17 protein-coding genes and 3 tRNA genes are annotated in these 19,379 nt (G+C 71.7%); 3 read left to right on the top strand and 17 right to left on the bottom strand.

Translation table 11 applies throughout. The annotated features are described in order from the left end of the window. Nucleotides 1–86: 86 nt before the first annotated feature. The 3 genes from nusG to ACZ3TI_RS01465 all read right to left on the bottom strand — a co-directional run bounded on the left by nusG (nucleotide 87) and on the right by ACZ3TI_RS01465 (nucleotide 1,717). Nucleotides 87–932 (bottom strand): transcription termination/antitermination protein NusG, encoded by an 846-nt coding sequence (gene nusG / locus ACZ3TI_RS01475; RefSeq protein ID WP_465722131.1) that lies wholly within the window; start codon nucleotides 930–932, stop codon nucleotides 87–89. A 209-nt stretch (nucleotides 933–1,141) separates the two neighbouring features. Further along, nucleotides 1,142–1,495, bottom strand: a complete 354-nt coding sequence (gene secE / locus ACZ3TI_RS01470; protein WP_465722129.1) for a preprotein translocase subunit SecE — start codon at nucleotides 1,493–1,495, stop codon at nucleotides 1,142–1,144. A 149-nt stretch (nucleotides 1,496–1,644) separates the two neighbouring features. Further along, a tRNA-Trp gene (locus ACZ3TI_RS01465) sits at nucleotides 1,645–1,717 on the bottom strand. Between the two features lie 285 nt (nucleotides 1,718–2,002). Between ACZ3TI_RS01465 and ACZ3TI_RS01460 the strand changes: the two genes are divergently transcribed. After that, nucleotides 2,003–3,250, top strand: a complete 1,248-nt coding sequence (locus tag ACZ3TI_RS01460) for a pyridoxal phosphate-dependent aminotransferase (RefSeq protein ID WP_465722127.1) — start codon at nucleotides 2,003–2,005, stop codon at nucleotides 3,248–3,250. 116 nt (nucleotides 3,251–3,366) lie between these two features. Further along, complete coding sequence (locus tag ACZ3TI_RS01455; RefSeq protein ID WP_465722125.1) at nucleotides 3,367–4,470, top strand: adenosine deaminase; 1,104 nt, start codon at nucleotides 3,367–3,369, stop codon at nucleotides 4,468–4,470. On the opposite strand, the gene ACZ3TI_RS01450 is transcribed toward ACZ3TI_RS01455, so the two are convergent. From ACZ3TI_RS01450 to ACZ3TI_RS01415, 8 genes are all read right to left on the bottom strand, one after another. Next, a complete protein-coding gene (locus ACZ3TI_RS01450) occupies nucleotides 4,467–5,510 on the bottom strand; it encodes a UDP-N-acetylmuramate dehydrogenase (RefSeq protein WP_465722123.1) in 1,044 nt (347 codons plus the stop codon). The two genes, ACZ3TI_RS01455 and ACZ3TI_RS01450, sit on opposite strands and share 4 nt — an antisense overlap. Before the next feature lie 106 nt (nucleotides 5,511–5,616). Next, the gene (locus ACZ3TI_RS01445) at nucleotides 5,617–7,065 is read right to left on the bottom strand and encodes an MFS transporter (protein WP_465722122.1); all 1,449 of its coding nucleotides are present in this window, start codon (nucleotides 7,063–7,065) and stop codon (nucleotides 5,617–5,619) included. Nucleotides 7,066–7,152: 87 nt separating this feature from the next. Further along, complete coding sequence (locus ACZ3TI_RS01440; protein WP_465722120.1) at nucleotides 7,153–7,716, bottom strand: TetR/AcrR family transcriptional regulator; 564 nt, start codon at nucleotides 7,714–7,716, stop codon at nucleotides 7,153–7,155. Nucleotides 7,717–7,866: 150 nt separating this feature from the next. After that, complete coding sequence (locus ACZ3TI_RS01435; RefSeq protein ID WP_465722118.1) at nucleotides 7,867–8,289, bottom strand: MaoC family dehydratase; 423 nt, start codon at nucleotides 8,287–8,289, stop codon at nucleotides 7,867–7,869. A 5-nt stretch (nucleotides 8,290–8,294) separates the two neighbouring features. Continuing rightward, nucleotides 8,295–8,753, bottom strand: coding sequence for an FAS1-like dehydratase domain-containing protein (locus ACZ3TI_RS01430; protein WP_465722116.1), 459 nt, complete (start codon nucleotides 8,751–8,753; stop codon nucleotides 8,295–8,297). A 132-nt stretch (nucleotides 8,754–8,885) separates the two neighbouring features. Further along, entirely contained in the window at nucleotides 8,886–9,050 is a 165-nt protein-coding gene (rpmG, locus tag ACZ3TI_RS01425) for a 50S ribosomal protein L33 (RefSeq protein WP_006604855.1), read from the bottom strand. A gap of 83 nt (nucleotides 9,051–9,133) precedes the next feature. Continuing rightward, nucleotides 9,134–9,206: transfer RNA gene (locus ACZ3TI_RS01420), tRNA-Met, on the bottom strand. A 43-nt stretch (nucleotides 9,207–9,249) separates the two neighbouring features. Continuing rightward, nucleotides 9,250–9,322, bottom strand: a tRNA-Thr gene (locus ACZ3TI_RS01415). Between the two features lie 261 nt (nucleotides 9,323–9,583). Here ACZ3TI_RS01415 and ACZ3TI_RS01410 point away from each other — a divergent pair. After that, nucleotides 9,584–10,852 carry an amidohydrolase family protein gene (locus ACZ3TI_RS01410; RefSeq protein WP_465722114.1) on the top strand — a complete coding sequence of 423 codons (1,269 nt, stop codon included), beginning with the start codon at nucleotides 9,584–9,586 and terminating at the stop codon, nucleotides 10,850–10,852. 302 nt (nucleotides 10,853–11,154) lie between these two features. Here the strand turns inward: ACZ3TI_RS01410 and ACZ3TI_RS01405 are convergent, their stop codons facing one another. From ACZ3TI_RS01405 to kdpF, 6 genes are all read right to left on the bottom strand, one after another. Next, nucleotides 11,155–11,829, bottom strand: coding sequence for a response regulator (locus ACZ3TI_RS01405; protein ID WP_465722112.1), 675 nt, complete (start codon nucleotides 11,827–11,829; stop codon nucleotides 11,155–11,157). Beyond that, a complete protein-coding gene (locus tag ACZ3TI_RS01400) occupies nucleotides 11,822–14,386 on the bottom strand; it encodes an ATP-binding protein (RefSeq protein WP_465722110.1) in 2,565 nt (854 codons plus the stop codon). The genes ACZ3TI_RS01405 and ACZ3TI_RS01400 overlap by 8 nt, the downstream gene beginning before the upstream one ends. 125 nt (nucleotides 14,387–14,511) lie before the next feature. After that, complete coding sequence (kdpC, locus tag ACZ3TI_RS01395; RefSeq protein WP_465722108.1) at nucleotides 14,512–15,147, bottom strand: potassium-transporting ATPase subunit KdpC; 636 nt, start codon at nucleotides 15,145–15,147, stop codon at nucleotides 14,512–14,514. Nucleotides 15,148–15,164: 17 nt separating this feature from the next. Further along, nucleotides 15,165–17,282, bottom strand: coding sequence for a potassium-transporting ATPase subunit KdpB (gene kdpB / locus ACZ3TI_RS01390; RefSeq protein WP_465722106.1), 2,118 nt, complete (start codon nucleotides 17,280–17,282; stop codon nucleotides 15,165–15,167). Continuing rightward, a complete protein-coding gene (gene kdpA / locus ACZ3TI_RS01385) occupies nucleotides 17,282–18,946 on the bottom strand; it encodes a potassium-transporting ATPase subunit KdpA (RefSeq protein WP_465722104.1) in 1,665 nt (554 codons plus the stop codon). Before kdpA ends, kdpB begins: the two co-directional genes overlap by 1 nt. A 1-nt stretch (nucleotide 18,947) precedes the next feature. Continuing rightward, nucleotides 18,948–19,037, bottom strand: a complete 90-nt coding sequence (gene kdpF, locus ACZ3TI_RS01380) for a K(+)-transporting ATPase subunit F (RefSeq protein ID WP_266275987.1) — start codon at nucleotides 19,035–19,037, stop codon at nucleotides 18,948–18,950. Nucleotides 19,038–19,379 lie beyond the last annotated feature (342 nt).

The raw sequence follows: 19,379 nt of genomic DNA, 5'->3' as shown, positions 1-19,379 counted from the left end.
CAGGCTAACGCGTCTGCGCCGCTGGACCAAAACGGATTCGGGGCAGGGCCGACGCTCGGCCCTGCCCCGATCCGAAGACCGTATGACTAGTTCTTCTGGATCTGGTCGAAGGAGAGCTCGACCGGGGTCTCCCGGCCGAAGATCTCGACCAGGCCCTTGACCTTCTTCGAGTCGGGGTTGATCTCGTTGATGGTCGCCTGCAGGGTCGCGAACGGGCCGTCGGTGACGGTGACCGAGTCGCCGACCTCGAAGTCCAGCACCTGGACCTCGACCGGGCGGACCGGCGAGGCCTTGCCGGCCTCCTTGGCGGCCTGGCGCTCGACGTCCGGGGCGAGCATCTTGACGACCTCGTCCAGGGTCAGCGGGTAGGGGTCGTAGGCGTTGCCGACGAAGCCGGTGACACCCGGGGTGTTGCGCACGACGCCCCAGGACTCCGGGGTGAGGTCCATGCGCACCAGGACGTAGCCGGGGAGCTTGTTCTGGCGGATGGTCTTGCGGTCGCCGTTCTTGATCTGGACGACCTCCTCCTGCGGCACCTCGGCCTGGAAGATGTACTCCTCGACGTTCAGCGAGACGGCGCGCTGCTCCAGGTTCTGCTTCACCCGGTTCTCGTAGCCGGCGTAGGTGTGGATCACGTACCACTCGCCCGGCATGAAGCGCAGGTCCTCGCGGAACTTGGCGACCGGGTCGACCTCCTCGGCCTCCTCGACCTCGGCCTCGACGTCGCCCTCCACGTGCAGCGCGGCCTCCTCGGCGGACTCGCCGGCCTCGGCCTCGTCGTACGCCTCGACCTCGTCCTCGTCGCTGTCCGCGGCGTCGACGATCTGCTCGGCGGACTCGGCGTCGTCAGCCAGCTCGGCCGCGTCCAGCTCGGCGGCGACATCCGCCTCGCGGACGGTCTCGTCGGCGTCGTACAGGGGGGACTCAGACACGGTGGCTGCTTCTTTCCTGGAGATGGTGAAGGTGGCGCGCTCCGAAACCGGACCCGGCACGCTGCCGCTCACGCGGGCGCCTGGTGAGGTCTCGGAGACTTCAACAGTACCGAGTCAACGGTAACGGCGCGTACGTCCGCCGCCGACAGCTCGACCCGGGCCGAAGGTCGGCCCGGGTCGGGAGGCTGTTTCGAAGGTGGTCGGCCGCGTCAGCCGAAGATCCAGAGGCTCAGCTTGGAGAAGCCGTAGTCCAGACCGGCCACGAAGGCCATCACGACCACGACGAACACGACCACGACGGTGGTGTAGCTGGTGAGCTCGCCCCGGGTGGGCCAGACGACCTTGCGCAGCTCGGCGATGATCTGGCGGTAGAACAGCCCCATGCGGGCGAACAGGCCCTTCTTGGCCCGCTTGCCGGACTTCTTGTCACCCGAGCGGTTGGCCCGCTTGCGGTCGCGGCGCGACAGCGCCTCGCCCTCGACGGGCGTGGTCTCGGCAGCGCCGTCGGCCCCCTCGGGGTTGCCGCTCTCAGGCGTTGCGGTGGAGCCCGTGGTCTCCGTCACTCGTCCTCACCTGAATCCGGGTCCTGCCGGACCGTCGCCGCACACCCCGATGGGGCACGACCGGCCGGCTTAGCGGTGCTGATCGGTGCCATCTCCGCATCAAGCCCGCTCGCTCTGTGGAGCGAACGGGCTGAAGACGAATCTAGCAGCAGGGCAAGAGGGACTCGAACCCCCAACCGCCGGTTTTGGAGACCGGTGCTCTACCAATTGAGCTATTGCCCTACGGTGCCTCGCGGCTCCGGTGGCGACCAACCTACCGCATCTCTCCCCGCTGTCTGCACATGCGGTGAAAGCTCCGGTCTTTTTCGGCGGGCCGTCGAGCAGCGAGTGTACGTGGTCGAGGGGTGTTTGGTCGAACCTCTTCTTCCGGGACGATCGATCGCCCGGCGGATGTGCGGTCCGACGGGCCGCCCACCGGCGGATCGCCGGGCGCCGGGAAGCGGACGGGACCGTACGGATACTGGAACCTCCATGCCCGGTCCGTCCGGGTTCTGCGACCATGCAGGCATGAGCGCTTCCACCCCGCAGCCCGACCAGTCCATCCGCCCCGCCGACCGCCGGGTGTCCGCCCGGGTCGGTGCGATCGCCGAGTCCGCGACCCTCGCCGTGGACGCCAAGGCCAAGGCCCTCAAGGCCGCCGGCCGCCCGGTCATCGGCTTCGGCGCCGGCGAGCCCGACTTCCCGACGCCGGACTACATCGTCGAAGCGGCCGTCGAGGCCTGCCGCGACCCGAGGAACCACCGCTACACCCCGGCGGGCGGGCTGCCCGAGCTCAAGGAAGCGATCGCCGCCAAGACGCTGCGCGACTCCGGCTACCGGGTGGACGCCTCCCAGGTGCTGGTCACCAACGGCGGCAAGCAGGCCATCTACGAGGCCTTCGCCGCGATCCTCGACCCGGGCGACGAGGTCATCGTCCCGGCGCCGTACTGGACCACCTACCCGGAGTCCATCCAGCTGGCCGGCGGTGTCCCGGTGGAGGTCGTGGCCGACGAGACCACCGGCTACAAGGTCTCGGTCGAGCAGCTGGAGGCCGCCCGCACCGAGAACACCAAGGTGGTGCTGTTCGTCTCGCCGTCCAACCCGACCGGCGCGGTGTACACCCGGGCCGAGGCCGAGGCGATCGGCCGCTGGGCGCTGGAGCACGGCCTGTGGGTGCTCACCGACGAGATCTACGAGCACCTGGTGTACGGCGACGCCACCTTCACCTCGCTGCCGGCCCTGCTGCCCGAGCTGGCCGACAAGTGCATCGTGGTCAACGGTGTCGCCAAGACCTACGCGATGACCGGCTGGCGGGTGGGCTGGGTGATCGGCCCCAAGGACGTCGTCAAGGCCGCGACCAACCTGCAGTCGCACGCCACCTCGAACGTCTCCAACGTCGCCCAGCGCGCCGCCCTGGCCGCCGTCGCCGGCGACCTGGACGCCGTCGCCGAGATGCGCACCGCCTTCGACCGCCGCCGCAGGACCATCGTGCGGATGCTCAACGAGATCGAGGGCGTCGTCTGCCCCGAGCCCGAGGGCGCCTTCTACGCCTACCCGTCGGTCAAGGGCCTGCTGGGCAAGGAGATCCGCGGCAAGCGCCCGCAGACCACCGGTGAGCTGGCGGCCCTGATCCTGGAGGAGGCCGAGGTCGCGGTCGTCCCGGGCGAGGCCTTCGGCACCCCCGGCTACCTGCGGCTCTCCTACGCGCTCGGCGACGCCGACCTGGTCGAGGGCGTCAGCCGGATGCAGAAGCTGCTCGGCGAGGCCCGCGACTGACGTCCGACGTCAAGCCGACATAGGTGATTCACCCGGCACACCGCCCTCTTTCACCCCTTCGGGGGAGGAAAAGAGGGCGGTTCCCGTTTGGGGGCCTCATACGGCAGTATCGGTGAATGGAACGCCTGTTGAACCCGCGAGACGTCAGGGGCCTCCCGAAGGCCCACCTGCACCTGCACTTCACCGGCTCGATGCGCCCCGCCACGCTGCTGGAGCTGGCCGACAAGCACGGCGTCCGGCTGCCGGAGGCGCTCAGCTCCGGCGAGCCCCCGAAACTGCGGGCGACCGACGAGCGCGGCTGGTTCCGCTTCCAGCGCCTGTACGACACCGCCCGCTCGGTGCTGCGGGACGAGGAGGACATCCGCCGGCTGGTCCTGGAGACCGCGCAGGACGAGCGGCAGGACGGCTCCCGCTGGTTGGAGATCCAGGTCGACCCGACCTCGTACGCGCCCCGGCTGGGCGGGCTGATCCCGGCGCTGGAGCTGATCCTGGACGCGGTGGAGCACGCCGCCGGAGCCACCGGGGTGGGCATCCGGGTGCTGGTCGCGGCCAACCGGATGAAGTCCCCGATGGACGCCCGGACCCTGGCCCGGCTGGCCGTCCGCTACGCCGACCACGGGGTGGTCGGCTTCGGCCTCTCCAACGACGAACGCCGCGGCCTCGCCCGGGACTTCGACCGGGCCTTCGCGATCGCCCGCAGGGGCGGGCTGCTGGCCGCCCCGCACGGCGGCGAGCTGGCCGGCCCGGAGTCCGTCCGGGACTGCCTGGACGACCTGGACGCCGGCCGGATCGGCCACGGCGTACGGGCCGCCGAGGACCCGCGGCTGATGGAGCGGCTCGCGGCCCGGCAGATCACCTGCGAGGTGTGCCCGTCCTCCAACGTCTCGCTCGGCGTCTACGAGACCCCCGAGGAGGTCCCGCTGCGCAGGCTCTTCGACGCCGGGGTGCCGCTGGCGCTGGGCGCGGACGACCCGCTGCTGTTCGGCAGCCGGCTGGCCGCCCAGTACGACCTGGTCCGGGACGTCCTGGGCTTCAGCGACGCCGAACTCGCCGAGCTGGCACGGCAGTCGGTGCGCGGCTCGGTCGCGCCGGAGGCCGTCCGCAAGGAGCTGCTGGCGGACATCGACGCCTGGCTGGCGAACGGGCACGTCCCCGCGGGCGCGCCCGTCACCGCCGCCGCCGGCGCCGGGAACGCGGCTGCCGTGAGCGTGAGCGCCTAGAGCGCGACGCCGACCATCACGGGCTCGTTGACCAGCTCCACCCCGAAGGCCTCGCGGACCCCGTCCCGGATCTCCCGGGCCAGGGCCAGCAGGTCCTCGGCGGTGGCGGAGCCGCGGTTGGTGAGCGCCAGGGTGTGCTTGGTCGAGAGGGTCGCCGGGCCGTTGCCGTAGCCCTTGCCGAAGCCGGCCTTGTCGATCAGCCAGGCCGCCGAGGTCTTGGTGCAGCCCTCCGGTGCCGGGTAGGCGGGGGCATTCTCGGCGCCCGGGCGGGTGCGGAGGGACTCGTACTGCGCGGCCGTGAGCACCGGGTTGGTGAAGAAGGAGCCCGCCGACCAAGTGTCGTGGTCCGCCGGGTCCAGCACCATGCCCTTGCCGGACCGCAGCTTCAGCACCGCCCCGTACGCCTCCGCCAGCGGCACCCGCTCGTCCTGCCCGACGCCGAAGTGCTTGGCCACCTCGGCGTACTTGACCGGGCTGGAGAGCCCGTCGTGGTCCGCCAGGGCGAAGCGCACCCGCAGCACCACGTAGCGGTCCGGCGCGGCCTTGAAGCGGCTGTGCCGGTAGGAGAACGCGCACTCGGCGTTCGAGAGGGTGACCACCTCGTCGGCCGTGCGGTCGTAGGCGACGACCTCGGTGATCGTCTGGGCGACCTCCTGGCCGTACGCGCCGACGTTCTGCACCGGGGTGGCACCGGCCGAGCCCGGGATGCCGGCCAGGAACTCGATGCCCGCCAGGCCGTGGTCGCGCACCGCCCGGGTGACCGCCTCCGACCACACCTCGCCGGCGGCCAGCTCCAGCACGGTGCCGTCCAGGGCGAAGCCGGCGGTGGCGATCCGCAGCACGGTGCCGGGGAAGCCGGCGTCGCCGATCACCAGGTTGGAGCCGCCGCCGAGGACCAGCAGCGGCTCGCCGGCCGCGTCGGCCTCGCGGACGGCGGCGATCACCTCGTCGTCGGTGTGGGCGGTCACCAGGCGGCGGGCCGGGCCGCCGAGCCGGAGCGTGGTCAGCGGGGCGAGGGGGGCGTCGTTTTCTACCAGCACGCCCACCAGCGTACGGGGGGACGGGCGGGCCGTTGCTCGCCCGCTCGCCTCCGGGCGCTCCTGGTCCGGTGCCGACCCGCACCGGCCGTCGCCGCGCCGCGCCGCGTCAGACCCGGGCGGCCTCGGCCCGGTCCGCCACCGGCTGCCCGGCGGCAGCCGCCGCCGCGGCCCTGCGCCGGCGCGGGATGAGCACCGCGGCGAGCGCCCCGGCCCCGACCGCCACCGCGCCGACGTACAGCGCGGGCACCAGCCCGTCCACGAAGGCCTGCGCCGACTGGTAGCCGCCCTGTGCCGAGAAGACCGCCGAGAGCGAGGCGACCCCGAGCGCCCCGCCGACCTCGCGCAGCGCGTTGTTGGCGCCCGAGGCGATGCCCTGCTCCTGCGGCCGGACGCTCGCCATCACCAGCTGGGCGGTCGGGCCGAAGTAGAGCGACATGCCGATCCCGCAGACCACGATGGCCGGGACCTGCGCGAGGTAGTCGAACCCGCCGCTGCCGTCGGCGACGAGCGCGAACATCGCGAGTCCGGCGGCCTGCAGCGCCAGTCCGGCGACCACGATCGGCCGTCCGCCGATCCGGTCGGAGACGATGCCCGCGATCGGCGAGATCAGCAGCGGCATCGCCGTCCAGGGCAGCATCCGGATGCCGGCCTCCTGCGGGCTGTAGCCGCCGACCCCCTGGAGGTACTGGCTGATCAGGAAGATCGAGCCGAACATCCCGAGGTACATCAGCAGGCTGGCGGCGTTGACGGCCGAGAAGGCGCGGCTGCGGAAGAGCCGCATCGGCAGCATCGGGTGGGCGGCCACGCTCTGCTCGTACCAGACGAAGGCGGCCAGCAGCACGGCGCCGCCGGTCAGGGCGCCGAGGACCAGCGGGCTGGTCCAGCCGTCCGGGTTGCCGCGGATCAGGCCGAGCACCACCCCGAGCATCCCCAGGCTGACCAGCACCGTTCCGGGGACGTCCAGGGCCCGGTTGGCACCCCGGCTCTCCTCCAGCCGCAGGAAGGCCAGCGGCAGCAGGACCAGGCCGACCGGGACGTTCACCCAGAAGATCCACTGCCAGGAGAAGTGCTCGGTCAGCGAGCCACCGATCAGCGGTCCGGCGGCGACGGCGAGGCCGCTGACGCCCGACCAGATGCCGAAGGCCAGCCCCCGCTTGGCCTCGGGCACGGCGGCGGTGAGCAGGGTGAGGGTGAGCGGCATCATCACCGCGGCACCGACGCCCTGGACGGCCCGGGCGGCGATCAGCTCGCCGATCTCCGGGGAGAGGGCGGCCGCGGCGGAGCCGGCGGTGAAGATCGCCAGGCCGACCAGGAAGATCCTGCGGCGGCCGAAGCGGTCGCCGAGGGCCGCGCCGAACATCAGCAGCACGGCGAAGCTCAGGGTGTAGGCGCTGACCGTCCATTCGAGGTCGGACAGCCCGCCGCCGAGTTCCTCGCGGATCGACGGCAGTGCGGTGGTGACCACCAGGTTGTCGAGTGCGGCCATGAACCCGGCCGCGCTGACGATCACCAGGGTCCAGATCGCGGTCCTGCCGAGGGCCGGTTTCTCCGTCATGACTTCCCCCAGTTCCTCTAGGTAGTTATTACTCAATAACTTTCAGGGGCCGAAAAGAGGCCGCACGGACACCACCGTGCGGCCGGTCTACTCGGCCGGTTCGCACCCGTCGAAGCCGGTCCAGATCCGGTGGTCCGGCGGGTACCCCAGCGCCACCAGCGTGTTGATGAGCATCCCGTACGCGAAGAACTGCGTGGCGTCCTTCATGTCGCCACCGATCCGGATCCTGACCCGCTCGAACAGGCTCTCCCACAGCCGCCGCGCGGACTCCCCGATCTCCTCCTCGCCGACCGCCCTGGCCGCGAACACCGAGACGTAGAGCTGCATCTGCATCATGAGCTGGTCGCGGTCCTCGACCAGGCCCAGGTACGCGGTGGACATCGCCTCGGCGGCCTCCTGGCCGGTCAACCCGGCCGAGGCCTCGTCGAAGACCCGCCAGGTCTCCTCGACGCAGCGCTCGGCGGCCGCCTCGAAGATCGCCTGCTTGCCCGGGAACAGCCGGAACAGGTACGGCTGCGAGACGCCCACCCGGCGGGCGATCGCCTCGGTGGAGGTGCCCCGGTAGCCGCCCCGGGCGAACTCGGTCATCGCGGCACGGATGACGCTCTCGCGCCGCTCCTCCGCACTCATCCGCATGCTCGACCTCGCCATGGGTTCCAAGTTAGTGGCCAATCACTATCTTCGCAAGGCCCGCGGCGGCGGCCGGGGTTCCGTCGCACCACCCCGGTCGCCGCCGATCGGCCGGCCTCAGCCCGTCGACGTCCGCCGGCCTCGAAGGAGCAGGCCTCGGACGAGCCGGTCTCAGCCGAGCCGGACGACCGCCTTGGACATCCCGAGGACCTTCTGCCCGCCGGTGGTGGCCAGCAGGTCGACCTGCACCTTGCGGTCGTCCAGCTTCTTGGCGACCTTGGCCGAGACCTCGACCACCGCACCGACCCCGTCGTTCGGCACCGGCACCGGGCGGGTGAACCGCACGCCGTACTCCACCACCGCGGCCGGGTCGCCGACCCAGTCGGTGACCACCCGGATCGCCTCGGCCATGGTGAACATGCCGTGCGCGATGACGTCGGGCAGGCCGACCTCCAGCGCGAACTTCTCGTTCCAGTGGATCGGGTTGAAGTCCCCCGAGGCGCCCGCGTAGCGCACCAGTGTGTCGCGGGTCACCGGGAAGGACTGCGTCGGCAGCTCGGTGCCGACCTCGACCTCGTCGTAGCTGATCGCCATCGCGCTCACTCCCCCGCCTCGTCGGCGGCCCGGGCCACCAGGGTCATGACCGACGTCACCACGTGCTCGCCGGTCGCGTCCGTCACCTCGCCGCGCACGGTCAGCACGTCGTTGCCCGCGAGCGACTTGATGTTGTCGATGGTCACCGCGACCGACAGCCGGTCACCGGCCCGCACCGGGCGGGTGTAGGCGAACTTCTGGTCGCCGTGCACCACCCGGCTGAAGTCCAGGCCCAGCTCCGGGTCCTCGACGACCTGGGCGGCCGCGCGGTAGGTGATCACGAACGGGAAGGTCGGCGGGGCGATCACGTCCGGGTGGCCCAGCGCCTTCGCCGCCTCCGCGTCGGTGTACGCCGGGTTGGCGTCGCCGATCGCGGTCGCGAACTCGCGGATCTTCTCCCGGCCGACCTCGTACGGCTCGGTGGGCGGGTAACTACGCCCGATGAAGGAGGGGTCGAGTGCCATGGCAGCTCCTCGGAACGCGGGTGGATACGAAGCGGACGGATACGAAAAAGACTCCGGGCCGCACCCCCCGTGAGGGATGCGGCCCGGAGTCGAAGACCTGAATTCACACAGGCCCGATGCCCTACGACGAGGTCAGCGGGTCTCGCGGTGCGCGGTGTGCGAGTTGCAGCGGGGGCAGTGCTTCTTCATCTCAAGACGGTCCGGGTCGTTACGCCGGTTCTTCTTGGTGATGTAGTTCCGCTCCTTGCACTCCACGCAGGCCAGCGTGATCTTCGGGCGGACGTCGGTGGCAGCCACGGGAGTGCCTTCCTTGGACAACGAATAAGAACACAACAAGAGTAGCCGACCGGGAGTGCGATCTCCCGACCGACTACGCGGGGTAGCGGTGACCGGACTTGAACCGGTGACACAGCGATTATGAGCCGCTTGCTCTACCAACTGAGCTACACCGCCACAGTGATCCGCAGCACAGCCAAAACTGACTGCTTCTCACCAGAGCCCCCATGCGGAATCGAACCGCAGACCTTCTCCTTACCATGGAGACGCTCTACCGACTGAGCTATAGGGGCGAACGAGGAAGAGATTACACGTTTCGCGCCCGGAGGTGAAATCCGTATCCCGCGGCGAAGACCGCAGGTGGGCGAGGTGCACGGAGGAGCGATCCAAGGCCGGGCGTTCGACCGTCCCGCGAGGCGCACGGCCCGACCCGATACGACTATTGCCCGCCTCCCGGCTCCCCGCCGCTGCGCGCCATAGGCTCGACCCTCATTGATCGGGTTGATCGGGATCGACTGGCCGACCGCACGGGCCGGCGCGAGAAGGAGCCGGCAATGGACAGCGCAGCCGCCGACGGCCCGCACCAGGGGCCCGGCCCGGCGGCCAACCCGCTCGGGCACGGCCCGGTCCTGCTGCTCACCTGCGCCCGGCTGGCCGACGGGCGGATGGTGGACGTCCGGATCAGCGGCGACCGGATCCAGGCCGTCGGCACCGTCGGCAGCCTCGGCCCGCTGCCCGCCCTGCCCGGCGCGCCCACCGTCACCACCGGCGCCCGGATCGACCTCAGGGGCTACCTGCTGCTCCCCGCCCCCGCCGAGGCGCACGCCCACTACGACGCCGCCTTCTCCGCCGCCCTGCCCGTCCCGCCGCCGGACACCCAGACCGACCTCACCCGCCGGGTCACCGAGGCCGCGCTCACCTCGCTCGGCTATGGCGCCACCGCCCAGCGCACCCACGTCCGGATCGGCGACGTGCACGGTCTGCGCCGGCTGGAGGCGGTGCTCACCGCCCGGCAGGCGCTGCGCGGACTGGCCGAGCTGCAGGCGGTGGCGATGCCCCGGCTGCTCACCGGCCGGGCCGGCGCCGACGGCCGGGCGCAGCTGCGGGAGGCGCTCAAGCTGGGTGCCACGGCGGCCGGCGGCTGCCCGGAGCTGGACCCGGACCCGGCCGGGTACGTGCAGCTGCTGCTGGAGGCCGCCCGGGAGGCGGACTGCCCGGTGGACCTGCACACCACCGCCGCCGATGCCGCCCAACTCGCCAGGCTGGCAGGCGCCTTGGCTCCACTGCGGCCCCGGGTGACGCTCGGCCCGTGCGGTGCGCTGGCCCGCGGCGCGTCGACGGTGCTGGCGACCAGCGGGGTGCGGGTGGTCTGCCTGCCGCAGAACGGCGGCTGCACCGGGCTGGAGGGCCGGACGACGGGCCTGCGGCCGGGCCTGCTACGGGAGTTGGCGTCGGCCCGGGTGCCGCTGGCGGCGGGCAGCGGGGCACTGCGGGACCCGTCCAACCCGGTCGGCCGGGCGGATCCGCTGGAGTCGGCGTACCTGCTGGCGGCCGGTGGCGAGCTGGACCCGGAGGCGGCGTACGACGCGGTGGCGAACCAGGCCCGGGCGGCGCTCGGGCTGCCGCCGGTCCGGGTGGACGCCGGGTTCCCGGCGGAGCTGCTGGCGGTGCGCGGGGACAGCCTGGCCGGGGCGCTCGCGGGCGGGCACAGCCGGTTGGTGGTGCACAGCGGCCGGGTGGTCAGCCGGACCAGCGCGGTGCGGGAGTTCGCGGACACGGTGGCGCTGGCGCTGCCGCGGCAGTCCGGGAGCGCGGAAGACTGACCCGCGGAGACCGGCACGCACAGGATCGCCAGGCACAGGATCGGCACGCACAGGATCGGCAGCCAAAAGGGGCGCGCGACGGATTGTCGCGCGCCCCTTTCCCCACCTGCTGGCCGTCCTTCGACGGCGGCGTGAGCGGCCCCAGGCCTCCCCCACACGGAGCAGGGCCCGCTCGGTTCGGTACCGACGCTACGCCCACGGAGCGCCGCCGCAGCCCGGCCTTGACGCCCTCCTGTCGGCCCGCGGCCCGCTCTTGACGCCTCGTTGACGCCTCACCGATGACGCGGGCCGGGGAACGGACCCTACGGCACGTACCGGTATCCGATCCCCGGCTCAGTGATCAGGTGCCGCGGCCGGGCCGGGTCGCGCTCCAGCTTGCGGCGCAGCCCCGCGAGGTAGACCCGCAGGTAGTTGCCGCGCCCCTCCTGGGCCGGGCCCCACACCTCGCGCAGGATCTGCCGTCCGGGCACCAGCCGGCCGGGGTCGGCGAGCAGCAGGGCGAGGATCCGCCACTCGGTCGGGGTGAGCCGCACCGTGCCGTTCGGGCCGGTCACGGTGGTGGCCGCGAGGTCCACGGTGTGGTCGCCGATCACCGGCCGGGCGGGCGGGACGCCGCCCAGCGGTCGGCGCAGCACCGCCCGCAGCCGGGCCAGGAGTTCGTCCATCAGGAACGGCTTGGTGAGGTAGTCGTCGGCGCCCGCGTCCAGGGCGCCGACCTTGTCGGCGGCGTCGCTGCGGCCGGAGAGCACGATGATCGGCATCGCGCTGTGAGTGCGCAGGCCGCGCAGCACCTCCATCCCGTCGAGGTCGGGCAGGCCGAGGTCGAGCAGGACGGCGTCGGGGAGCGAGTACGCGGCGCGGTCGAGCGCCTCGCCCCCGCTGGCGGCGGTGCGGACGGCGTACTGCCGGGCGCTGAGGTTGATCCGTAAGGTCCGCAGCAGGGCGGGCTCGTCGTCGACGATCAGGATCTCATTCATGCGGTGGTTCCTCCCCATGGACGGCGGGCGGGGCGGGCGCGGCGGCGGGCAGGGTGAGCAGCATGGTGGTGCCGCCGCCGGGGGTGTCCTCGACCTCCAGGCTGCCGCCCATGGCCTCGGCGAGGCCGCGGGAGAGGGCAAGGCCGAGGCCGACGCCGGTGGTGTTGTCGGTGTCGCCGAGGCGCTGGAAGGGCAGGAAGACCCGGTCGCGGTCCTCGGGGGCGATGCCGGGGCCGCGGTCGATCACTCGGATCTCGACCTGCTCGGCGTGGTGGCTGGCGGTGACCAGGACGGGCGCGCCGGGGGCGTTGTGGCGCAGCGCGTTGGTGATGACGTTGGCGAGCACGCGTTCCAGCAGCGGCGGGTCGGCGAGTACCGCGGGGGCGGTGTCGAGGTCGAGCGGCTGGATCGGCGCGTACGGGTCGGGGAGGCTGTCGAGCGCCCGGGGCAGGATCTCGTCCAGGTGGGTCTCGGTGAGGTGCAGGGTGAGGGCGCCGGCCTGAAGGCGGCTCATGTCGAGCAGGTTGTCGACCAGGCGGGTGAGCTTGACCAGCGATTCGTCGGCGGTGGCGAGGAGTTCGGCCTGGTCCTCGGGCGAGAACTCGACGTCGGGGCTGCGCAGTGAGCCGACCGAGGCGCGGGCGGCGGCGAGCGGGGTGCGCAGGTCGTGACTGACGGCGGCGAGCAGGGCGGTGCGCATCCGGTCGGCGGCCCTGATCGGCTCGACCTCGGCGGCGACGACGGCCAGCCGGTCGCGTTCCAGGGCGGCGGCGACGTGCGCGGCGAAGGCGGTGAGGACGCGCTGGTCGGCGGCGGGCAGCCGGCGCCCGGTGAGCACCAGGAGGGCGTCGGTGCCGACCGGGACCTCGGTGGTCTCGTGCGGTGCGTCGCCGTCGCCCTGGTGCTCGCCCTCGGAGTGCGCGAGCACCTCGCCGTCGAAGCGGGAGAGCAGGGCGACGGCGTGCATGCCGAAGGCCGTCCGGGACTTCTCCAGCAGGGCGGGCAGCGCGTCGGCGCCGCGCAGCACGCTGCCGGCCAGGGTGGAGAGGGTCTCGGCCTCGGCGGTGGCGCGGGCGGCCCGGCTGGTGAGCCGGCCGGCGTGGTCGACCACGGTGGAGACGGTGAGGGCGATGGCGGCGAAGACCACCAGGGCCACGATGTTGTTGGTCTCGCCGATGGTCAGGGTGTGGATCGGCGGGATGAAGTAGTAGTTCAGCAGCACCGAGGCGATGAGCGCGGCGACCAGCGCGGAGGTGACCCCGCCGAGCAGGGCGACGATGACCACGCCGAGCTGGAAGATCAGCGCGTCGGTGGTGAGGTTGATGCTGTGGTGCGCCTGGGAGAGCGCGGCGGTGAGCAGCGCGGGCAGCACGAAGCCGGCCACGTACCCGGCGATGGTGCGGCGCTTGGAGTGGCGGCGGCCGAGTGCGGGCAGCCGACCGCGGCCGGTGAACTCGTGGGTGACCATGTGGACGTCGATGTCCTCGGAGGCGTCCACGGTGGTCTGCCCGGTGCCGGGGCCGGTGAGGAAGCGGTTGATCCGGCCGCGGCGGCTGGTGCCGAGGACCAGCTGGGTGGCGTCGTGGGCGCGGGCGAAGGCGAGCAGCGCGGCGGGGATGTCGTCGCCGACGACCACGTGGTAGCTGCCACCCAGGTCCTCGACCAGCTGCCGCTGTTGGGCGAGTGCGCCGGAGGAGGCGCCGGCCAGGCCGTCGCTGCGGGTGACGTGGACGGCGAGCAGCTCGCCGCCGGCCGTCCGGTCCGCGATCCGGGCGGCCCGGCGGATGATCGTTTCGCCTTCGGGGCCGCCGGTGAGGGCGACCACGACGCGCTCGCGGGTCTCCCAGACCCGGTCGATGCGGTGGGCCGCCCGGTAGTCGCGCAGGCCCTCGTCCACCCGCCCGGCGACCCAGAGCAGGGCGAGTTCGCGCAGGGCGGTGAGGTTGCCGACCCGGAAGTAGTTGGAGAGCGCGGCGTCCACCTTCTCCGCTTTGTAGACGTTGCCGTGGGCCATCCGGCGGCGCAGTGCCTGCGGGGCCATGTCGACGAGCTCGATCTGGTCGGCCCGGCGGACCACCTCGTCCGGGACGGTCTCGCGCTGCGGGATGCCGGTGATCTTCCGGACCACGTCGTTCAGCGATTCCAGGTGCTGGACGTTGACGGTGGTGATGACGTCGATGCCGGCGGCGAGCAGTTCCTCGACGTCCTGCCAGCGCTTGGCGTGCCGGCCGCCGGGGATGTTGGTGTGCGCCAGTTCGTCGACCAGGACGACGGAGGGGCGGCGGGCGAGCACCGCGTCGAGGTCCATCTCCTCGAACTCGGCGTCCCGGTACGAGCGGTGCGCCCTCGGCAGGACCTCCAGACCGGCCAGCATGCCCTCGGTGTGGCGGCGTCCGTGGCACTCGACGTACCCGACCACCACGTCGACGCCGCGTTCCCGTCTGCGACGGGCCTCGTCCAGCATCCGGTAGGTCTTGCCGACCCCCGGCGCGGAGCCGAGGTACACCCTCAGCCGGCCGCCGCGGATGCCGGAGCCGGGGGTGAGGTCGCGGGCCATGGGCACTGCTCTTTCCATCGGATCGGAGCTGGTGGACGTCTGCGGTCACGGGGCGGCCGGCCCGGGCGCGGGAAGCATCCTCCCGCGCCCGGGCCGGGCCGGTCATCCTGATGGGTGAGGCTGCGTCACTTCTGCTCTTCCAGAGCCTTGTTGAGCAGGACGACGTTGACGCCCTCCTGTCCGAGGAAGCCGAGGGAACGGCCTTCGGTGTACGTGTCGACCAGTTCGGCCACCTTCTCCGCGGGCAGGTTGCGCGCCTTGGCGACCCGGTTCACCTGTTCCTTGGCGTAGGCCACCGAGATGTGCGGGTCGAGGCCGGAGCCGGAGGCGGTCAGCGCGTCGACCGGGACGCTCGCCGGGTCGACCCCGTCGAACTCGGCGACGGCGGCGCGGCGGTCGTTGACGGCCTTCAGCAGGTCCTCGCTGTTCGGGCCCTGGTTGGAGGCGCCGGAGGAGGAGGCGTCGTAGCCGGTCCCGGCGGCGGAGGGCCGGGGCTGGAACCACTTGGGGTCCGGCTCCGCCTCCTCCTTCGGGCCGTCGGGGTTCTTCTTCGGGAGGTTGTAGTTCTGGCCGATCAGGCTGGACCCGATCTCCTTGCCGTCGGACTTCACGATCGAGCCGTTGGCCTTCTCGCCGAAGGCGACCTGGGAGACGCCGGTGACCAGCAGCGGGTAGGCGACTCCGAGGATCACGGTCAGCACCAGGAGCACGCGCAGGGCGGTGACGTGGGTCCGCACGACGGCGGGCAGGGGCTTGGACATGGCGGTGGACTCCTCTCTCAGCTCAGGCCGGGGATGAACCGGACGATCAGGTCGATCAGCTTGATGCCGACGAACGGCACCACCAGACCGCCGAAGCCGTAGATCCCGATGTTGCGGCGCAGCAACGAACTGGCATCCGACGGGCGGTACTTCACGCCGCGCAGGGCGAGCGGGATCAGGCCGATGATGACCAGGGCGTTGAAGATGATCGCCGAGGTGATCGCGGACTGCGGGCTGTGCAGGCCCATGATGTTGAGGTGGTTCAGGCCCGGGTAGACCCCGGCGAACATCGCGGGGATGATCGCGAAGTACTTGGCCACGTCGTTGGCGATGGAGAAGGTGGTCAGCGCGCCGCGGGTGATCAGCAGCTGCTTGCCGATCTCCACGATCTCGATCAGCTTGGTCGGGTTGGAGTCGAGGTCGACCATGTTGCCGGCCTCCTTGGCCGCCATGGTCCCGGTGTTCATCGCGACGCCGACGTCGGCCTGGGCGAGCGCGGGGGCGTCGTTGGTGCCGTCGCCGGTCATCGCGACCAGCTTGCCGCCCTCCTGCTCCTTCTTGATCAGCGCCATCTTGTCCTCGGGCGTGGCCTCGGCGAGGAAGTCGTCCACGCCGGCCTCCTCCGCGATCGCCTTGGCGGTCAGCGGGTTGTCGCCCGTGATCATGACGGTCTTGATGCCCATCCGGCGCAGCTCGTCGAAGCGCTCCCGCATGCCCTCCTTGACCACGTCCTTGAGGTGGATGACACCCAGGACGCGGGCCGGGGCATCGGCGACCTTCGTGGCCACGACCAACGGCGTGCCGCCCGCCGCCGAGATGCCGTCCACCAGCGTGGACACCTCGTCGGTGACCTTGCCGCCGTTCTCGGTGACCCAGGTGGACACGGCGGCGGCCGCGCCCTTGCGGACCTGGTGGACGCCGGAGGTCTCGTCCAGGTCGACGCCCGACATCCGGGTCTGGGCGGTGAACGGGACCCAGGTGGCGTGCGTCAACTCGCCCTGGGCGCGGGCCCGCAGACCGTACTCGGTCTTGGCGAGGACCACGATCGAGCGACCCTCGGGCGTCTCGTCCGCGAGCGAGGACAGCTGCGCGGCACCGGCCAGCTCGTCGGTGGAGACGCCGCTCACCGCGAGGAACTCGGCGGCCTGGCGGTTGCCCAGAGTGATGGTGCCGGTCTTGTCGAGCAGCAGGGTGTTGACGTCGCCGGCGGCCTCGACGGCACGCCCGGACATCGCCAGCACGTTGCGCTGCACCAGCCGGTCCATGCCGGCGATGCCGATCGCGGAGAGCAGCGCGCCGATGGTGGTCGGGATGAGCGCCACGATCAGGGCGACCAGCACGATCATCGACTGCGGGGCGCCCGCGTAGGTGGCCATCGGCTGGAGCGTGACGACCGCGACCAGGAAGACGACGGTCAGCGAGGCCAGCAGGATGTTCAGCGCGATCTCGTTCGGCGTCTTCTGTCGGGCCGCGCCCTCGACCAGGGCGATCATCCGGTCGATGAACGACTTGCCCGGCTCCGAGGCGATCTTCACCACGATCCGGTCGGACAGCACCTTGGTGCCGCCGGTGACGGCGCTGCGGTCGCCGCCGGACTCGCGGATCACCGGCGCGGACTCGCCGGTGATCGCCGACTCGTCCACGGAGGCGACGCCCTCGACGACGTCACCGTCGCCCGGGATGACCTGCCCGGCCTCCACGACGACGTGGTCGCCGAGCCTGAGCGCGGTGCCGGGCACCTCCTCCTCGTCCTGCGTGGCGGGCCAGTTCGTCAGCCGACGGGCGACGCTCTCGGTCTTGGTCTTGCGCAGGGTGTCGGCCTGGGCCTTGCCGCGGCCCTCGGCGACGGCCTCGGCCAGGTTGGCGAAGATCGTGGTCAGCCAGAGCCACACCGTGATGGCCCAGGCGAACACGGACGGGTCGGCTATCGCGGAGACCGTGGTGACGACCGAGCCGACCTCGACCACGAACATCACCGGGTTCTTGACCATCACCCGGGGGTCGAGCTTCTTCACCGCGTCCGGCAGGGAGGCGGCGATCAACTTGGGGTCGAGGAGGCCGCCGGCCACTCTGTGCGGTGCGGCGGGCTCGGCCTGGGTCTCGGCCGGCGCGGGGGTGAGCGTAGGAGTGGACATCAGGAGGAGAGACCTTCCGCGATCGGCCCGAGAGCCAGGGCCGGGAAGTAGGTGAGGCCGACGACGATCAGGACGACGCCCGACAGCAGGCCCACGAACAGCGGCTTGTGGGTGGGCAGGGTGCCCGGCGTCGCCGGGACCGGCTGCTGCTGGGCGAGCGAGCCGGCCAGCGCCAGCACGAACACCATCGGCAGGAAGCGGCCGAGGACCATCGCCAGGCCCAGCGCCGTGTCGTACCAGTCGGTGTTGACGGTGATCCCGCCGAACGCCGAGCCGTTGTTGTTGGCGGCGGAGGTGAAGGCGTACAGCACCTCGGAGAAGCCGTGGGCGCCCGAGTTGAGCATCCCGGCCCGCTCGCCCGGCAGGGCCATCGCCACACCCGTGCCGACCAGCACGATCGTCGGCGTGGTCAGGATGTACAGCGAGGCGAACTTCATCTCCCGGCCGCCGAGCTTCTTGCCCAGGTACTCCGGGGTGCGCCCGACCATCAGGCCGGCCACGAACACCGCGACGATCGCCAGCACGAGCATCCCGTACAGACCGGAGCCCACACCGCCGGGCGCGATCTCGCCCAGCATCATGTTGAAGATCGTGATCCCGCCGCCGAACGGCGTGAACGAGTCGTGGAAGGCGTCCACCGCACCCGTCGAGGTCAGCGTCGTCGACGCGGCGAACAGCGAGCTGGCGGCGATGCCGAAGCGCTGCTCCTTGCCCTCCATCGCGCCGCCCGCGGCCTGCAGGGCGGAGCCCGAGTGCTGCGACTCGGCAAGGGTGATCAGCGCCACCGAGGCGACCCAGAAGATCGCCATCACGGCCGCGATCGCGTAGCCCTGGCGGTTGTCACCGACCATCCGGCCGAAGGTCCGCGGCAGCGCGAACGGGATCAGCAGGATCAGGAAGATCTCCAGCCAGTTCGTGAACCCGGTCGGGTTCTCGAACGGGTGCGCCGAGTTGGCGTTGAAGAAGCCGCCGCCGTTGGTGCCCAGCTCCTTGATGACCTCCTGCGAGGCCACCGGGCCGCCCGGGATCCTCTGCACGTCGCCCGCGAGGTTGGCGACCTGGTGGAAGCCGTGGAAGTTCTGGATCACGCCGTTGGCCACCAGGACGAGGGCGAACACGATCGAGATGGGCAGCAGCAGGCGCAGGTTGATCCGGACCAGGTCGACCCAGAAGTTGCCCAGCCGGTCCGTCCGGTTGCGGGTGAACCCGCGGATCAGCGCCGCCACGACGGCGATGCCCACGGCGGCGGAGACGAAGTTCTGCACCGCCAGGCCCGCCATCTGCACCAGGTGGCCCATCGCGGACTCGCCGCCGTAGGACTGCCAGTTGGTGTTGGTGACGAAGGAGACCGCGGTGTTCCAGGCCTGGTGGCCCTCCATCGGCGGAACGCCCAGGCTCAGCAGCAGGTGGCCCTGGAGGCGGATCAGGCCGTACAGGAAGAGCACCGAGACGGCCGAGAAGGCCAGCACCGAGCGCAGGTACACCGGCCAGCGCTGGTCGGCGTCACCGTCGACGCCGATCACCTTGTAGATGCCGCGCTCGACTCTGAGGTGCTTCGAGGTGGTCAGGACGCGGGCGATGTGGTCGCCCAGGGGCCGGTAGCACAGGACCAGCGCGCCGACGAGGGCGAGGACCTGCAGCCAGCCCGCGAGAGTGGAGCTCATGTCAGAACTTCTCCGGGTAGATCAGCGCGACGACGAGGTAGCCGACGAGCGCGACGGCCACGACCAGACCAGCGATGTTCTCCGCACTCACAGCTTCTCCACCCCCCGGGCGATCAGGGCGATGACGGCGAACACGGCGACCGTGACACCGACGTAGATGAGATCGGACATGGGCTCCACCAGCGTGGTTCGGGAGATGCCGCGACCTGGCCGGAGGGCTCGCGCGGCGCCGGCGGACGACCGGCAGATGCAGCCAAGCAGCCGTCAGGGGCGCGTTATCGGGCCCTGACGCCCTCCATACGGGTGACGGCGCCGCGTTGACGGGACCTTGACGCGAACGGGTGGTGGGACGACGAACGGCCCCGGACGGCTGGCTGCCGTCCGGGGCCGTTCGCGGGCACAGGGCGCGCTGATAGCCGCCCGGTCACGTCCG

The organism is Kitasatospora sp. NPDC023120 (assembly GCF_055560835.1).
The sequence above is the reverse complement of the archived record's forward strand: the minus strand, read 5'-3'. Positions and strand labels throughout refer to the sequence as shown.

Bases quoted from the DNA above. Each gene is read 5' to 3' on its own strand.
- ACZ3TI_RS01460 (WP_465722127.1), top strand. From the start codon at position 2,003: ATGAGCGCTTCCACCCCGCAGCCCGACCAGTCCATCCGCCCCGCCGAC.
- ACZ3TI_RS01455 (WP_465722125.1), top strand. From the start codon at position 3,367: ATGGAACGCCTGTTGAACCCGCGAGACGTCAGGGGCCTCCCGAAGGCC.
- ACZ3TI_RS01445 (WP_465722122.1), bottom strand. From the start codon at position 7,065: ATGACGGAGAAACCGGCCCTCGGCAGGACCGCGATCTGGACCCTGGTG.
- ACZ3TI_RS01440 (WP_465722120.1), bottom strand. From the start codon at position 7,716: ATGGCGAGGTCGAGCATGCGGATGAGTGCGGAGGAGCGGCGCGAGAGC.
- ACZ3TI_RS01435 (WP_465722118.1), bottom strand. From the start codon at position 8,289: ATGGCGATCAGCTACGACGAGGTCGAGGTCGGCACCGAGCTGCCGACG.
- ACZ3TI_RS01430 (WP_465722116.1), bottom strand. From the start codon at position 8,753: ATGGCACTCGACCCCTCCTTCATCGGGCGTAGTTACCCGCCCACCGAG.
- ACZ3TI_RS01410 (WP_465722114.1), top strand. From the start codon at position 9,584: ATGGACAGCGCAGCCGCCGACGGCCCGCACCAGGGGCCCGGCCCGGCG.
- ACZ3TI_RS01405 (WP_465722112.1), bottom strand. From the start codon at position 11,829: ATGAATGAGATCCTGATCGTCGACGACGAGCCCGCCCTGCTGCGGACC.
- ACZ3TI_RS01400 (WP_465722110.1), bottom strand. From the start codon at position 14,386: ATGGCCCGCGACCTCACCCCCGGCTCCGGCATCCGCGGCGGCCGGCTG.
- kdpC (WP_465722108.1), bottom strand. From the start codon at position 15,147: ATGTCCAAGCCCCTGCCCGCCGTCGTGCGGACCCACGTCACCGCCCTG.
- kdpB (WP_465722106.1), bottom strand. From the start codon at position 17,282: ATGTCCACTCCTACGCTCACCCCCGCGCCGGCCGAGACCCAGGCCGAG.
- kdpA (WP_465722104.1), bottom strand. From the start codon at position 18,946: ATGAGCTCCACTCTCGCGGGCTGGCTGCAGGTCCTCGCCCTCGTCGGC.